At 68.0% G+C, this 16064-nt stretch carries 13 protein-coding genes; 7 read left to right on the top strand and 6 right to left on the bottom strand.

What is annotated here, in order from left to right:
• Positions 1-61: 61 nt before the first annotated feature.
• Both ACWPN5_RS15470 and ACWPN5_RS15465 read left to right on the top strand, forming a co-directional pair.
• Positions 62-625, top strand: coding sequence for a HupE/UreJ family protein (locus ACWPN5_RS15470; RefSeq protein WP_145681384.1), 564 nt, complete (start codon positions 62-64; stop codon positions 623-625).
• Between the two features lie 102 nt (positions 626-727).
• Complete coding sequence (locus tag ACWPN5_RS15465; protein ID WP_492296163.1) at positions 728-1834, top strand: TAXI family TRAP transporter solute-binding subunit; 1107 nt, start codon at positions 728-730, stop codon at positions 1832-1834.
• A gap of 28 nt (positions 1835-1862) precedes the next feature.
• Here the strand turns inward: ACWPN5_RS15465 and ACWPN5_RS15460 are convergent, their stop codons facing one another.
• Positions 1863-2525 (bottom strand): glutathione S-transferase family protein, encoded by a 663-nt coding sequence (locus ACWPN5_RS15460; RefSeq protein WP_145681386.1) that lies wholly within the window; start codon positions 2523-2525, stop codon positions 1863-1865.
• 149 nt (positions 2526-2674) lie between these two features.
• Between ACWPN5_RS15460 and ACWPN5_RS15455 the strand changes: the two genes are divergently transcribed.
• From ACWPN5_RS15455 to ACWPN5_RS15440, 4 genes are all read left to right on the top strand, one after another.
• Positions 2675-4078, top strand: coding sequence for a leucyl aminopeptidase family protein (locus tag ACWPN5_RS15455; protein WP_145681387.1), 1404 nt, complete (start codon positions 2675-2677; stop codon positions 4076-4078).
• Between the two features lie 160 nt (positions 4079-4238).
• Positions 4239-5261 carry a flagellar motor switch protein FliG gene (fliG, locus tag ACWPN5_RS15450; protein WP_035670918.1) on the top strand — a complete coding sequence of 341 codons (1023 nt, stop codon included), beginning with the start codon at positions 4239-4241 and terminating at the stop codon, positions 5259-5261.
• Between the two features lie 352 nt (positions 5262-5613).
• Entirely contained in the window at positions 5614-7725 is a 2112-nt protein-coding gene (locus ACWPN5_RS15445) for an FG-GAP-like repeat-containing protein (protein WP_492296160.1), read from the top strand.
• Positions 7726-7898: 173 nt separating this feature from the next.
• On the top strand, positions 7899-8339 hold the full coding sequence (locus ACWPN5_RS15440; protein WP_145674738.1) for a MarR family transcriptional regulator: 441 nt from the start codon (positions 7899-7901) through the stop codon (positions 8337-8339).
• Between the two features lie 13 nt (positions 8340-8352).
• Here the strand turns inward: ACWPN5_RS15440 and ACWPN5_RS15435 are convergent, their stop codons facing one another.
• Positions 8353-9279 (bottom strand): 2-hydroxyacid dehydrogenase, encoded by a 927-nt coding sequence (locus ACWPN5_RS15435; RefSeq protein ID WP_492296158.1) that lies wholly within the window; start codon positions 9277-9279, stop codon positions 8353-8355.
• A gap of 55 nt (positions 9280-9334) precedes the next feature.
• Between ACWPN5_RS15435 and ACWPN5_RS15430 the strand changes: the two genes are divergently transcribed.
• A complete protein-coding gene (locus tag ACWPN5_RS15430) occupies positions 9335-9949 on the top strand; it encodes a pseudouridine synthase (protein WP_492296156.1) in 615 nt (204 codons plus the stop codon).
• A gap of 145 nt (positions 9950-10094) precedes the next feature.
• Here the strand turns inward: ACWPN5_RS15430 and ACWPN5_RS15425 are convergent, their stop codons facing one another.
• The 4 genes from ACWPN5_RS15425 to ACWPN5_RS15410 form a co-directional block, all read right to left on the bottom strand.
• Positions 10095-11732 carry an ABC transporter ATP-binding protein gene (locus ACWPN5_RS15425; RefSeq protein ID WP_492296395.1) on the bottom strand — a complete coding sequence of 546 codons (1638 nt, stop codon included), beginning with the start codon at positions 11730-11732 and terminating at the stop codon, positions 10095-10097.
• A gap of 49 nt (positions 11733-11781) precedes the next feature.
• Positions 11782-12894, bottom strand: a complete 1113-nt coding sequence (locus tag ACWPN5_RS15420) for an ABC transporter permease (protein ID WP_137139256.1) — start codon at positions 12892-12894, stop codon at positions 11782-11784.
• Between the two features lie 160 nt (positions 12895-13054).
• Positions 13055-14167: a microcin C ABC transporter permease YejB gene (locus ACWPN5_RS15415; RefSeq protein WP_492296154.1), complete on the bottom strand. Its 1113-nt coding sequence runs from the start codon at positions 14165-14167 to the stop codon at positions 13055-13057.
• A 29-nt stretch (positions 14168-14196) separates the two neighbouring features.
• The gene (locus tag ACWPN5_RS15410; RefSeq protein ID WP_492296152.1) at positions 14197-16056 is read right to left on the bottom strand and encodes an extracellular solute-binding protein; all 1860 of its coding nucleotides are present in this window, start codon (positions 16054-16056) and stop codon (positions 14197-14199) included.
• Positions 16057-16064: the final 8 nt, after the last annotated feature.

The raw sequence follows: 16064 nt of genomic DNA, 5'->3' as shown, positions 1-16064 counted from the left end.
CCCCGCGCAGCGGCCATACCGGCCCGGTGCGGCGCAAGACGTTGGGGAAAAGGGGTGGGGGATGGTGGCGATCCGGTCGGTTCTTCTGGCGATTCTGCTGATTGGCGTCGGGGCCGCGCCCGCGCTGGCGCGGATGACGGTGACCGGGCCGTTCGGCACCGGCCTGACCGAACCCGTGTGGGTGCTGCAGCATCTGCTCGGCTTCCTCGCCATCGGGCTGTGGAGCGGGCAGAACGGCGGCGCCGCCGTCTGGCAGCTTCCGGTGGCGACGCTGACCGCGGTCCTGGCGGCCGGGCTGGCCGCGCAGATCGGCATCCGCCTCCCCTATGCCGCGGAAGGGCTGTCGGCGTCGCTGATCGTGATGGGCGGGCTGGTCGCCGTCGCGCTGAAGGCTCCCCTGGCCCTAGGGGTGCTGACGGTCGCCGCGGCGGGGGCCTTCCACGGCTACGTGCACATGGGCGGGCCGCTGTTCTGGGCCGGGCTGTCGTCCGGCGTGCTCCTGGTCATCTGCGCCGGGCTGGGCCTGTCGGCGGCGCTGGGGCAGGCGGCGTCGGGCCGGGTCGTGCAAATGTGTGGCGGCGCGGTAGCACTCGCCGGAGTTCTTGATCTGGCGGGCGTCTTTTAAGCCTCCGACGCCTTGAAAAAGCCCGGCTGCGGGTATTCTTGTAAGAGCGTGTCCAACACACGCCGCCGGGACGGCTGGCCAGCAGGAAAGGTGGACCCGCCGGTGCCGCGCGCAGGAGCCAACCCCCGCCTTTCCGACGCCCGCCTTTCGTCCCAGGGCCTTCCCAGCCGCCGCCATGTGCTGGCCGGTTTCGCGGGGGGTTCCCTCCTGGGCCTGCTGCCGCGGGGTGTCGCGGCGCAGGACATCCGCTATTTCCGGATCGGCACGGGCACCACGTCGGGCACCTATTTCCCGATCGGCGGCCTGATCGCCAACGCCATCTCCAACCCGCCCGGCTCCCGCCCCTGCGACCGCGGGGGAAGCTGCGGCGTGCCGGGGCTGATCGCGGTGGCGCAGGCCACGCTCGGCTCGGTGGAGAACATCGAACTGCTGCGCTCCGGCGCGGTCGAGGCCGGGATGTCCCAGGCCGACATCGCCTATTGGGCCTACACCGGTTCCGGCATCTTCCATGGCAAGGCGCCCTTCGAGGGGCTGCGCTCCATCGGCATGCTCTACGCGGAGGCGATCCAGCTCGTCGTGCGCGCCGACAGCGATCTGCACGGCGTGGCCGACCTGAAGGGCAAGGCCGTCTCGCTGGGCGAGGAGGGCTCCGGCGTGCTGGTGGAGGCGCGGGCGATCCTCGATGCCTTCGGGGTGAAGGAGGGGGAACTGCGGCCCCCGGCCTACCTGAAGCCCGGCACCGCGGCGGACCGGCTGGCCAAGAAGGAGCTGGACGCCTTCTTCATGGTCGGCGGCTTCCCGGTGGCGGCGGTCACCGACGTGGCGAACCGCGAGCCGATCCGCCTGATCCCGCTCGATGGCGAGATGGCCGACCGGCTGCGCATCCGCCAGCGCTTCTACATGGACCAGACCATCCCCGCCGACACCTACCCCGGCGTGCCGGAGACGCACACGCTGGGGGTGGGGGCGGAGCTGTTGGTCCGCGCCGACCGCGACCCCGCCCTGATCCACGGCGTCACCAAGGCGCTGTGGCACGAGAACACCCGCCGCCTGCTGATCGAGGGCCACCCCAAAGGGCGCAGCTTCGACGCCACCAAGGCGGTCGCCAACGTCTCGGTCCCGCTGCATCCGGGGGCCGAGCGCTACTACCGCGAGGTCGGGCTGATCGGCAACGCCGCCAACGAGCCGACGGGCGGGGCGACGCCCTGATGTCGTCCTGCTGCGGGTCCTACTGCTCCTATTGCGGGTCGCGCTCGTCGGCGTAGAGGTCCCACGGCTCCGCCTTGGCGGCGACCACCCACTCCACCATGGCCGGCAGCTCCATCACCGCCCGCGCATAGTCGCCGCACAGCCCGTCCATCGCCACCCCGTAGGTGAGGAGGCGCGTCACCACCGGCGCGTACATGGCGTCAGCGATGGAGAAGTCGCCGAACAGGAACGGGCCGCCCGCCCCGAAGCGGGCGCGCGTGTCGCGCCACAGGGTGAGGACGCGGGCGATGTCGGCCTCGCTCTCGGCGTTGCGTCCCACGCCGGGGCGGAAGGCCTTGAGGTCCATGGACATGTGGGTGCGCAGGCCGACGAAGCCCGAATGCATCTCCGCCGAGACCGACCGCGCCACCGCGCGGGCGTGGGCGTCCGCCGGCCAGAGGGCGGCCTCGGGGAAGGACTCCGCCAGATACTCGCAGATCGCCAGCGAATCCCAGATCACCCGGTCGCCGTGCCGCAGGCAGGGCACCCGGCCGGAGGGTGAATGCTCGGCGATGCGGGCCGCGGTGTCGGGCTGGCGCAGCGGGATGACGATCTCCCGGAAGGGCCGGCCGATCCGCTTCAGCGCCAGCCAGGGCCGCAGGGACCAGGAGGAGAAGGCCTTGTTGCCGATGACCAGGGTCAGATCGTCCATGGGTGCGCCTCGGTCGCGAAGGGAGGGGGGCGGAGCATGCCTGTCCCGCGACCTTGCGGCAAGCCGGCACGCAATCCCCCTTTTCAGGCGCGCCCCGGCGCGCCATGCTTTCCTTCATTGTTTCCGTTTCCTGACGAAGGACGCCCGCCTTGCTCGCCACCCTGCTCGCCACGGCCGGCCCCGGCACCGTGACCATCACCCCGCTGAACAAGGCCGGCCTCGCCACCTGGCTGGAAGGTCAGCCGCCCGCCACCGCGGCCTGGGTGAAGGCCGTGAACTTCACGGCGGAGGCCGGTTCCCTTGCCTTTTTGCCGGGGGCGTTCCTGCCGGGGGAGGGCGGGGCGGTCGCCCGCGTGCTGGCCGGCGTGTCGGCGCTGGATGACCTGTGGGGCCTCGCCGGTCTTCCCAGCGGCCTGCCGCCGGGGAACTACCAACTCGACGCGGCGGTGGACGCCGCGCTCGACCGCCGCGCCGCCACCCGTCTGGCTCTGGGCTGGGCGCTCGGCAGCTACCGCTTCGGGCGCTACAAGGCGTCGGAGAAGACCTTCGCCAACCTCGTCTGGCCGAAGCACGCCGACCAGGGCGAGGTGCAGCGCACCGCCACCGCGACCACCCTGCTGCGCGACCTCGTCAACACGCCGGCCAACGACCTCGGCCCGGCGGAGCTGGCCGCCGCCGCCGCCGCGCTGGCCTCGGAGTTCGAGGCCGGGCTGGACGTCATCGTCGGCGACGGGCTGCTCGACCGCGACTATCCGGCGATCCACGCGGTGGGCCGGGCCAGCCCGCGGGCGCCGCGGCTGATCGACCTGCGCTGGGGCAACCCGACGCACCCGAAGGTGACCATCGTCGGCAAGGGCGTCTGCTTCGACAGCGGCGGCCTGGACATCAAGCCGTCGTCGGGCATGCTGCTGATGAAGAAGGACATGGGCGGCGCCGCGCACGCCCTGGCGCTGGGCCGCATGGTGATGATGGCGGGGCTGCCGGTGCGGCTGCGCGTCCTGATCCCGGCCGTGGAGAACGTGATCTCCGGCAACGCCTTCAAGCCGATGGACGTGCTGAAGACGCGCAAGGGGCTGAGCGTCGAGGTCGGCAACACCGACGCCGAGGGCCGGCTGATCCTGTGCGACGCGCTGGCCGAGGCGGATTCGGAGAAGCCCGCCCTGCTGATCGACTTCGCCACCCTGACCGGGGCCGCCCGCGTCGCCCTGGGGCCGGACCTGCCGGCGCTGTTCGCCAACGACGACGCCCTCGCCAACGAGCTGCTGGCCGCCGGCGAGGAGCAGAGCGACCCGCTGTGGCGCCTGCCGCTGTGGGCGCCCTACCGCAAGGGGCTGGACAGCAAAGTGGCCGACCTCAACAACGTGACCAGCAACGGCATGGCCGGGGCGATCACCGCCGGGCTGTTCCTCCAGGAGTTCGTGTCGAAGGACACGCCCTGGGCGCATCTCGACACCTTCGCCTGGAACAGCGGCGCCCGCCCCGGCCGCCCGGAAGGCGGCGAGGCGCTGGGTCTGCGCGCGGTCTATGCCGTCATCGCCAAGCGGTTCGGGTGACCAGCCGGCTCTGGTGATAGGACGGCGCAACAACCGGCATATGGTTAAAATTGTCACCCCCGCGGGCGTCGCGGGGGTGGCGTGCCGATTTGGAAAGGATTAAAACCTTCGGGTAGGACCGGTGGACTCGGGTGCCGGCCGGGTTTTTGGAGGCGGATACATGGCGCTGAAGGTTCGTGAGGATTATCGCACCCTCACCGGTCCGGAAAAGGCGGCCATTCTGATGCTGGCGCTGGGCGACGAGCATTCGTCCAAGCTGTTCGCGATGATGGACGACGAGGAGATCAAGGAGCTGTCGCAGGTGATGGCAAACCTGGGCACCGTCTCCGCCAACCTGATCGAGCGCCTGTTCGTCGAATTCGCCGAGCAGATGTCGGCCACCGGCTCGCTGGTCGGCTCCTTCGACTCCACCGAACGCCTGCTGCTGAAGACTCTGCCCAAGGACAAGGTCGACTCCATCATGGAGGAGATCCGCGGTCCCGCCGGCCGCACCATGTGGGACAAGCTGGCCAACGTCAACGAGTCGGTCCTGTCCAACTACCTGAAGAACGAATACCCGCAGACCGTCGCGGTGGTGCTGTCGAAGATCCGCCCGGAACACGCCGGCCGTGTGCTGACCCAGCTGCCGGAGAGCTTCGCCATGGAGGTCATCATGCGCATGCTGCGCATGGAGGCCGTGCAGAAGGAGGTTCTGGACGACGTGGAGCGCACCCTGCGCACCGAGTTCATGACCAACCTCGCCCGCACCAGCCGCCGCGACAGCCACGAGATGCTGGCGGAAATCTTCAACGGCCTGGACCGCACGACCGAGCACCGCTTCATGGCCGCCCTGGAGGAACGCAACCGCGACAGCGCCGAGCGCATCAAGTCGCTGATGTTCACCTTCGAGGACCTGTCCAAGCTCGACCCCTCCGGCGTCCAGGCCCTGCTGCGCAGCGTCGACAAGCAGAAGCTCGCCACCGCTCTGAAGGGCGCGTCGGAGACGCTGAAGGACCTGTTCTTCTCCAACATGTCCGAACGCGCGGCGAAGATCCTGCGCGAGGACATGGCCGCCATGGGGCCGGTCCGCGTCCGCGAGGTGGACGAGTCCCAGATGTACATGGTCCAGCTTGCCAAGGACCTGGCGGCCCGCGGCGAAATCGTCATCTCCGAAGGCAGCGGCGAGAACGAGTTGATTTACTGAGGCCGATGGCGGCACCGGAACATAGGCTTTCCGGGCCGTCGTGATCCTGTTTTCGGACGTGCCTGGGGCGTTCGTGTCGCCCGACCGTTGCCACGCCTGCTCTCGTTTCCGCAAGTGGCCGGGTCATTGTTGACTCTGCTGCGCGTCTCGCGGTCATGACTCCACATCATGTGTTCAGGCGTGTGACGCGCAGATGACTGCGAAGTGAACCGCGAATAGCGCGGCCTTGACTCCCCCTGAGGTTGACGAACAGTATTTCAGCCGCGCCAAAGGTCGTTGTGGACTTGGTGCGCAGGGACGTTTCTTTCTCAATGATTGATTGATATCGATTCTCGTCAACCGGAGAATGCAAATGACGTTGTTCATGGGAGCTAACGGAAATGATTATCTGGTTGGCACCAGTAAAGATGATACGATTTCAAGTCATGATGACTTTATTTATGGTTATGATGGCAATGATGTTCTGCTTGGGGAAGATGGTTTTGATTATCTGGTCGGGGGAGATGGAAGCGATAATTTATACGGAGGCGATGGAATCGATACGCTCCTCGGAGGGGAGGGGTCGGACCGTTTGTGCGGTGGACCGGGTCCGGACCTCCTTGACGGAGGAAATGGATTTGATTGGGCCGACTATTCCCTCGCATCAGCGGGCGTCGTGGTCGATCTTTCTCTAAACGGGCTGCAACTCGGTCTCAGCGAGGCTTTCGGTGATCACTTGATCAGCATCGAAGCGCTCGCCGGATCGAACCACGGCGACATACTGTCCGGTGCCGATGGCAATGAGATCATCGCCGGCAACGATGGAGCGGACTATCTGAGCGGTAGGGCCGGGGACGATGTTCTGTACGGAAATGCCGGTGACGATACGCTCCTGGGAGGGGAGGGGGCGGATCATCTGAGCGGTGGGCCGAGCGCCGATTCCCTCGATGGAGGAAATGGCATCGACTGGGTCGATTACATTTTCTCGGCAACAGGCGTCGAGGTCGACCTTTCCCTGGCCGGGCCGCAACTCGGCGGCGACGCTGTCGGCGATGTGCTGGTCAGCATCGAACGGCTTGGCGGATCGGACTACGGTGACCGGCTGACCGGAATGTCCGGTGACGACGACATCCATGGCTTCAGCGGCGACGACACTCTGATCGGGTTGAGCGGGAACGACTTTCTTGTCGGTGGCGGCGGCCGCGATTGGCTGGACGGTGGTGCGGGAAACGACCAGCTTGTCGGTGGCGGCGGTGACGGCAGCCAAATCTATCAGGAAGACGGCCCCGACACGCTGTTCGGTGGCTTCGGCAACGATTACCTCTCCGGAGGGGAGGGGGATGATCTGCTGGACGGCGGCGCGGGTGACGATGTGATCGTGGGAGGCAGCGGAAACGACGTCATCTACGGCGGCAACGGCTTCGACACGCTGATCCTGCCATCGGCGTCCTTCGTCACCATCCGCTACCTTGGCTATGGCTTCGAACTGACGAGCGTCGAGGGTGTCGACATCATCCGGGGTGTCGAATACATCCAGATCGGCACGCAAACCCCTGTTTCTCCTCGAAAACTCGTGGATTCATCGGTCGAATCGGATTTCGACGGGGACGGGCGTACCGATCTCCTGTGGCAGGACGCGCATGGGGCCCTGACGCTCTGGCTGATGAATGGATCCCAGGCGACCCAGAAGGTGATCGGCGACACCGGATCGGCGGATTGGCAGCCGGTGGGGTTCCAGGATCTCAGCGGCGATGGCAGGACCGATATACTCTGGCGCTCGGAGTCCACGGGCATCATGTCGCTGTGGACGATGGATGGAACCGGAGGCGTGGCCGCCGTCACCCCGATCGGCGATCCGGGATCGACCGATTGGCGTGTGGCCGCGGTCAAGGATTTTACCGGCGACGGTAAGGCCGACATCCTCTGGCGCTCCGCGTCCAGCGGGAGCATGTCCTTGTGGACCATGAACGGTGACACTGTGTCCGCGGTGCATCCGGTGGGTGACCCTGGCTCCACGGACTGGCAGGTTGCGGCAACCGCGGACTTCAGCGGCGACGGTCGGCCCGACATTCTCTGGCGCTCCGCTTCGACGGGCATCATGTCGCTGTGGACGATGAATGGAACGGAGGTGGTTGCGGTCAACGCCGTCGGAGATCCTGGATCGACGGACTGGATCATTGCGGGAACGGCTGATTTTACGGGGGACGGCGCCATCGACATCCTTTGGCGGTCGGCGGCCACCGGAGCGATGTCGTTGTGGGAAATGGACGGCACGCGGGTGTCGGCGGTCCGGACGATCGGCGACCCGGGTTCCGTCGATTGGCAAGTCGCCAAGCTCGGCGACTTCAATGGTGACGGACAAACGGACATTTTGTGGCGATCCACTTCGACGGGCGGCATGTCGCTGTGGACGATGCAGGGAACGACCGTTCAGTCGGCCCTGCCCCTGTCCGCAACGCCACATTCCGATTGGCGGCTTCTGTAACAGGGCATGGCGCTTCCGGGCGGAGGACGCGCTCGCCCACCCGCGACACCCTGACCGATCGATCCGGCTGCGAAACGCTTGCCTGTCCGGGCCGGGTTGGGGGACACTCCTTCGTCGCGCGTTCCGAATGCGGGGGCCTTCGGGACAAGGGACGCGGCTCGCGGGGGAAAAACATGGCACGGAACCTGAAAGCGCTCGGCCTGTGGCGGACGGCTCTGATCGCCAGCGTCCGGCAGGACGGGCCGGACCTGTCGGCGCGGCAGATGGCCATCATGCTCCAGGTCTATCTGACCGATCCGCCGCACACCGTGCGCGGTCTGGCGGCGGCGCTGAACATCTCCAAGCCCGCGGTGACCCGCGCGCTCGACCGGCTGTCGCTGCTCGGCTTCATCAAGCGCAAGCGCGACGTCGAGGACAAGCGCAGCGTGCTCGTCCAGCGTACCGTGAAGGGCAGCGTCTTCCTGTCCGACTTCGCCGAGCTGGTCGTCGCGGCCGGCGCCGTGGCGCCGGAGGACATGGCGGTCATCCGCGCCGAGGAGGAGGTGGCCGCCTCCGCCAAGGCGCGGCTGGAGGCGCAGCTGGGCGCCTCCACCCCGGTGGCGGTGCCCGCCTGAGCGGCGATCGCTTTCAATAGCCCTGGCTGCGGTCCACGAGGTTCGGCAGCGGACGGCCCTCCCGGAAGGCGGTGATCGCCTCGGCCACCACCGCGGCGGAGCGCGACGGGTGGGTGACGGCAGCGACATGCGGCGTCACATGGACCTTCGGGTGGGTCCAGAAGGGATGGCCGGCGGGCAGCGGCTCTTCCGCGAACACGTCCAGGCTGGCCCCGGCGATGTGCCCGCACTCCAGCGCCGCCAGCAGATCCTCCTCCACCAGATGGCCGCCGCGCGCGGCGTTGACGACCACCGCCCCCTTGGGCAGGGCGGCGAACAGCTTGCGGTTCAGCAGGCCGCGCGTCTCCGCCGTCAGCGGCAGCAGGCAGACCAGCATGTTGCACTGCCCGAGCATCGCCGCCAGCCCGTCGGGTCTGGAGAAGCTCTCCACCCCCGGCAGCGTCTTCGGCGTCCGGCTCCAGCCCAGCACGCGGTAGTCCATGCTCAGCAGAGTCTTCGCCGAGGCCATGCCCAGCTCGCCCATGCCCAGGATGCCGACCTTTACCTCCGACGCCGGGCAGGGGTCCAGCGGCTCCCACCGCCCGGCCTGCTGGAGCGCCTTGTACTCGTCGAGGAGCCGGTGCCAGCGCAGCACCTGCAGCGCCACATAACCGGCCATGTCCACCGTCAGCCCCTCCGACACCATGCGGACCAGCGGTACCTCGGGCAGGGTCGGATCGAGCAGCAGCGATTCTACCCCGGCGCCCAGCGACACGATCAGCTTCAGGTTGGGCAGCGTGGCGAGCAGCCCGTGCGGCGGCTTCCACACCAGCGCCATCTCGATGTCCGCCGGGTCCCCCATCTCGGGCCACACCCGCACCTCCAGCCCGGGCAGGCGGGCATCCAGCTCGCCCAGCCAGCGGTCGGAGCGGTCGGTGGTGGAGCAGAAAAGCAGCGTCACGGTGCAAACCCCTGTACTGTTGTCGTTGTTCGTCTCAAACCCGTTCGAGCCAACCGTGCCCCGTCTGATCCTGCTGAACAAGCCCTATGGCGTGCTGCCCCAGTTTACCGATGAGCAGGGGCGTCCGACGCTGGCCGACCATGTGCCGGTGAAGGGGGTCTACGCCGCCGGGCGGCTGGACCGCGACAGCGAGGGGCTGCTGGCGCTGAGCGACGACGGCGGGCTGATCGCCCGCATCGCCTCGCCCAAGCACAAGCTGCCGAAGACCTACTGGGTGCAGGTGGAAGGCGTCCCGACCGAGGAGGCGTTGCAGCGCCTGCGCGACGGGGTGACGCTCAACGACGGCCCGACCCTGCCCGCCGAGGCCCGCCGGATGGCGGAGCCGGACGGCCTGTGGCCACGCGACCCGCCGGTGCGCTTCCGCGCCGCCATCCCGACAAGCTGGATCGCCCTGACCCTGAAGGAGGGGCGGAACCGTCAGGTGCGCCGCATGACCGCCGCGGTCGGCTTCCCGACCCTGCGGCTGATCCGCTGGTCCATCGGCGACTGGACGCTGGACGGTCTGGCGCCCGGCCAATGGCGCGAGGTGACGGTGCCGGGGCGGGAGTCCCCGAAGACGCCGCCCGGCACCAAGGAGAAGAGTCCTCGCGGCCAAGGCAATCGCACTTGACCCTCATAGCCCTCTCCCCTCTGGGGAGAGGGTGGCCCGCAGGGCCGGTGAGGGGGATGGGCATGGCGGTACGTCCGGCACAAGCGCAACCCCCTCACCCTAACCCTCTCCCCGGAGGGGAGAGGGGACATTGAATGCGATTGCGCTACATCCGCACGGCGTCGGACTTGACGGCTTCCAGGTTGAGGGCGGCGGCGAGCAGGGCGCGGGTGTAGTCCTCCCGCGGCTCCTCGAAGATGCGGCGGGTGGGCCCCTGCTCCACCACCTTGCCGTCCTTCATGACGATGACGTGGCTGCTGAGCGCCCGCACCACCCGCAGGTCGTGACTGATGAACAGGTAGGCGAGGTTGTTGCGCGCCTGGATGTCGCGCAGCAGATCGACGATCTGCGCCTGCACCGACATGTCGAGCGCGCTGGTCGGCTCGTCCAGCACCACGAATTTCGGCTTCAGCACCAGGGCGCGGGCGATGGCGATGCGCTGGCGCTGGCCGCCGGAGAACTCGTGCGGGTAGCGGTGGCGGCTGGACGGGTCGAGCCCCACCTCCTCCAGCGCCTTGGCCACCATGGCGTCGCGCTCGGCGCCGGAGCCGATGCCGTGGATCGTCAGCCCCTCGCCGATGATCTGGCCGACAGACAGGCGGGGCGACAGGCTGCCGTAGGGGTCCTGGAAGACCACCTGCATCTCCCGGCGCAGCCCGCGCAGCTTCTTCGCCTGCCAGCCCTGGATGTCCTTGCCGTCGAAGCGGATCGCCCCCTCGCTGGCGTGCAGGCGCAGCAGGGCCAGCCCCAGCGTCGTCTTGCCGGAACCGGACTCGCCGACCACCCCGACGGTGTGTCCCTGCCGCACGTTGACCGACACGCCGTCCACGGCGCGGACGTGATCGACGGTGCGGCGCAGCAGGCCCTTCTTGATGGGGAACCAGACCTTGAGGTTGTCGGCGGCCATGACCTCCGGCGCGTCGGCGGGCGGGGTCAGCGGGTCGCCCTTCGGCTCGGCGGCCAGGAGCTTGCGCGTGTAGGGGTGCTGCGGGCGGGCGAAGATGTCGGCGACGTCGGCCTGCTCGACGATCTCGCCCTGGTTCATCACGCAGACCCGGTCGGCCATCTTGCGCACCACGCCCAGGTCATGGGTGATGAGCAGAAGCGCCATGCCGAAGCGGCGCTGGAGGTCCTTCAGCAGCTCCAGGATCTGCGCCTGGATGGTCACGTCCAGCGCGGTGGTCGGCTCGTCGGCGATCAGCAGGTCGGGCTCGTTGGCGAGCGCCATGGCGATCATCACGCGCTGGCGCTGGCCGCCCGACAGCTCGTGCGGGTAGGCGTTCAGCCGCTTTTCCGGGTTGGGCAGCCCGACCAGCCGCAGCAGCTCCAGCGTGCGCTTGCGCGCGGCGGCACGCGACAGGCCCTTGTGCAGGAACAGCGTCTCGTTGATCTGCCGCTCGATGCTGTGCAGCGGGTTCAGCGAGGTCATCGGCTCCTGGAAGATCATGGCGATGCGGTCGCCGCGCACCTCGCGCAGCACCTTCTCCTCCGCCCCCACCAGCTCGGTCCCGCGGAAGCGGATGGAGCCATGCGGGTGGCGGGCCATGGGGTAGGGCAGCAGTTGCAGGATCGACAGGGCGGTGACCGACTTGCCCGACCCGGACTCGCCGACCAGCGCCAGGGTCTCCCCCTTGGCGATGTCGAAGGACACGCCCTTCACCGCGTGCATCGCCCCGCCGCCCGAGCGGAACTCGACATGGAGGTTGCGGACCTGGAGGAGATCGTCGGTCCCATTGGTCGTCATGTCGGTCATGGGCGGTTCCGCCTTCTTGGGCTGGTGGTCGTGGGGTGCATCATTCCGCGGCCTTCTGCGCCACCGCGCCCGCCTCGTTGGCGGTTCCGGTGGCGGTGGAAAGCTGGCCGATGGTCTTGCGCGGGTCGAAGGCGTCGCGCACCGCCTCGCCGATGAAGATCAGCAGGCTCAGCATGATCGCCAGCACGAAGAAGGCGGTCAGGCCCAGCCAGGGCGCCTGGAGGTTGGCCTTGCCCTGGGCCAGCAGCTCGCCCAGCGAGGGGGAGCCGGGGGGCAGGCCGAAGCCCAGGAAGTCGAGCGCCGTCAGGGTGGTGATGGAGCCGTTGAGGATGAAGGGCAGGAAGGTCAGCGTCGCCACCATGGCGTTGGGCAGCACGTGGCGCACCATGATCGTCGCGTCGGTGGCGCCCAGCGCGCGGGCCGCCCGCACATAGTCGAAGTTGCGCGCCCGCAGGAACTCCGCCCGCACCACATGGACCAGCGAGGTCCAGGAGAACAGAAGCAGCAGGCCGAGCAGCCACCAGAAGTTCGGCGTCACCACGCTGGACAGGATGATGAGCAGGAACAGCGTGGGCAGGCCCTGCCAGATCTCGATGAAGCGCTGGAACAGCAGGTCGGTGATGCCGCCGAAGTAACCCTGGACCGCCCCCGCCATGATGCCGACGACCGAGGAAAAGGCGGTCAGCACCAGCCCGAACAGCACCGAGATGCGGAAGCCGTAAATCAGCCGCGCCACGACGTCGCGCCCCTGGTCGTCGGTGCCCAGCCAGTTGTCGGCGGACGGCGGGGCCGGGGCGGGGACCGGCAGATTGTAGTTGATGGTGCGGTAGCCGTAGGGGATCGGCGGCCAGACGATCCAGCCCTTTTCCTCGATCAGCTGGCGCACATAGGGGTCGCGGTAATCGGTCTCCGTCTCGAACTCGCCGCCGAAGGTGGTCTCCGGATAGGCCGTGAAGACGGGCCAATAGAGCGCGTTGTCGTACTTGATGACCAGCGGGCGGTCGTTGGCGATGAACTCCGCGCCCAGCGACAGGGTGAACAGCACCAGGAAGATCCAGAAGGACCAGAAGCCCCGCCGGTTCGCCCGGAAATTCGCCAGCCGCCGCCGGGTGAGCGGCGTGACGCGCAGGCCGAGGAAACGGTCGCCGCTCATGCACGGCCCTCCCGACGGGCATTTGCCCTCTCCCCTCTGGGGAGAGGGTCGGGGTGAGGGGGTTGCGCTTTTGCCGGACGCACCGCCACGCGCAACCCCCTCACCCTCCCCTCTCCCCAGAGGGGAGAGGGGGCAAGCGCCAGAAACGGATGCATGTTCATCACACCCTCCGCGCTTCGAAGTCGATGCGGGGATCGACGGCGACGTAGGTCACGTCGCCGACGAGGTTCATGATGAGCCCCAGCAGCGTGAAGAAGTACAGCGTGCCGAACATCACCGGATAGTCGCGGTTGATCGCCGCCTCGAAGCCCAGCAGCCCCAGCCCGTCCAGCGAGAAGATCACCTCGATCAGCAGGGCCCCGGTGAACAGGATGCCGATGAAGGCGCCGGGGAAACCGGCGATGACGATCAGCATGGCGTTGCGGAAGATGTGGCCGTAGAGCACCCGCCGCTCCGCCAGCCCCTTGGCGCGGGCGGTCACGACATACTGCTTGTTGATCTCCTCCAGGAAGGAGTTCTTGGTCAGCATGGTCAGCCCGGCGAAGCCGCCGATCACCATCGACAGCACCGGCAGCACCATGTGCCACGCATAGTCCAGGATCTGTTGCCACCAGGGCAGGCTCGCCCAGTTGTCCGACACCAGCCCGCGCAGCGGGAACAGGTCGAAATAGCGCCCGCCGGCGAAGACGACGATCAGCAGCACGGCGAACAGGAAGCTGGGGATGGCGTAGCCGACGATGACCACGCCGGAGGTCCAGACGTCGAAGGGCTGGCCGTCGCGCACCGCCTTGGCGATGCCCAGCGGGATCGACACCAGATAGACGATCAGCGTCGTCCAGATGCCCAGCGAGATCGACACCGGCATCTTCTCGATCACCAGATCGACGACGCTGCGGTCGCGGAAGTAGCTCTTGCCGAAGTCGAACATCAGGTAGTTCGACATCATGTGGATGAAGCGCTCGTGCAGCGGCTTGTCGAAGCCGAATTCCTTCTCAAGCTGCTTGATGAACTCCGGGTCGAGCCCCTGGGCGCCGCGGTAGCGGCTGCCGGTGTCGCCGCCCTGGGCCTGCTGCTGAGCGCCGGGGCCGCCGGTCTCGCCGCCGCCGGTGCCGCCGATGCGGGCGGTCGCCTCGACGGCGGTGCCCTGGACGCGGGCGATCATCTGCTCGATGGGACCGCCGGGGGCGATCTGCACGATCAGGAAATTGATGACCATGATCCCGAACAGCGTCGGGATGATCAGCAGCAGACGGCGGATGATGTAGGCCAGCATCGCGCGGGTTCGCCTTTCTGTTTGCCGTCTCAGGGCGCCGCGCGGCGGGCCGTGTTGGCGAGCTTCGCGTTCTTGTCGGGATCGACCCACCAGGTGTCGGTGAAGGCCAAGCCGTATTTGGGCGCAACCGCCGGATGGGAGAAACGGTTCCAATAGGCGACGCGCCGCACGTCGTCGTGCCATTGCGGGATGACGTACCAGCCCCACAGCAGCACGCGGTCGAGCGCGCGGGTCGCGGTGATCAGGCTCTCGCGGTCGGGGGCCTGGATCACCCGGTCGATCAGCGCGTCGACCACCGGGTCCTTGATGCCGGCCAGATTGCGGCTGCCCGGCTGGTCGGCGCGGGCCGCCTGCCAGTAGTCGCGCTGCTCGTTGCCGGGCGAGGTCGATTGTAGGATGCGCTGGATGACCATGTCGAAGTCGTAGCGGTCGATCCGGTTCTGGTACTGGGCGGTGTCCACCACGCGGATGGCCGCCTCGATCCCGGCGCGCTCCAGGTTGCGGACGAAGGGTTGGACGATGCGGTCCATGTCCGGCTGCACCAGCAGGATCTCGAAGCGCATCGGCTCGCCGGTCTTGGCGTTCAGCAGCTTGTTGCCCTTCAGCTCCCACCCGGCCTCTTTCAGCAGGGCGAGCGCGGTGCGCAGGTTCGGGCGGATGTTGCCGGACCCGTCGGTCTGCGGCGGCTCGAAGGGCTTGGTAAAGACCTCCTCCGGCACCTTGCCGCGGAACGGCTCCAGCAGTTTCAACTCCTCCGGCGAGGGCAGGCCGGTGGAGGCCAGTTCGGAGTTGGAGAAGAAGCTCTTGGTGCGCTGGAACAGCCCGTAGGACAGGTTCGTCCGCGTCCATTCGTAATCGAACAGATAATTCAGCGCCTCGCGCACCTTGCGGTCGGCGAAGACCGGGCGGCGGCTGTTGAAGACGAAGGCCTGCATGCCCTGTGGGTCCTGGTGCCTGATCTCCTCGCGGACGATGTGGCCGTCGCGGACCGCGGGCACGTCGTAGCCGGTAACCCAGTTCTTCGACGAATGCTCCACCCGGAAATCGATGGCCCCGGCCTTGAAGGCTTCGAACACCACGTCGAGGTCGCGGTAATAGTCGAAGCGGATGCGGTCGAAGTTGTAGCGCCCGCGGCTGACCGGCAGGTCCTTGGCCCACCAATCCTGCACCCGCTCGAAGACGAGCGAGCGGCCGGGCTGCACCTCGACGATCCGGTAGGGGCCGCTGCCGACGATGGGGTCCAGCGTGGTGCTGGCGAAGTCGCGCTCCTGAAAGACGTGCTTGGGCAGCACCGGCAGCTGGCCCATGATGACCGGCAGCTCGGGGTTGCCGCCGTCGCGGAAGGTGAAGGTGACCGCGCGCTCGCCGGTCTTCTCCGCCTTCACCACGTCGGCGTAGTAGGTGCGGTAGAGCGGGTGGCCCTTGTCGCGCAGCGTCTCGAAGCTCCACACCACGTCGTCGGCGGTCACCGGGGCGCCGTCGTGGAAGCGCGCCTGCGGGCGCAGCGTGAAGCGCACCCAGCTCCGGTCCTCGGCGACGGTGATCGTCTCTGCCAGCAGCCCGTAGCGGGTCAGCACCTCGTCCCCGCTCTCCACCGTCAGCGTGTCGAAGGGCAGGCTGGCCCCGGCGGCGGTCGACCCGCGCAGGATGAAGGGGTTCAGGCTGTCGAAGCTGCCGTAGGTCGCCAGCTTGATCTCGCCGCCCTTGGGGGCGTCGGGGTTGACGTAGTCGAAATGCTGGAAGTCCGGCCCGTATTTGGGCGTCCCATGGGCCGTGACGGCATGCCCCGCGGTTTCGCGCGGGTTGGCCTGCGCGCGGGCCGTGGCGAAAGGTTCGGCCAGATACAGGCACATGACCGCGGCCAGGATCGCTTTACCGGTCTTCCTCATGCCCCTCT

This window comes from Azospirillum sp. UENF 211521, assembly GCF_058780535.1.
The sequence above is the reverse complement of the archived record's forward strand: the minus strand, read 5'-3'. Positions and strand labels throughout refer to the sequence as shown.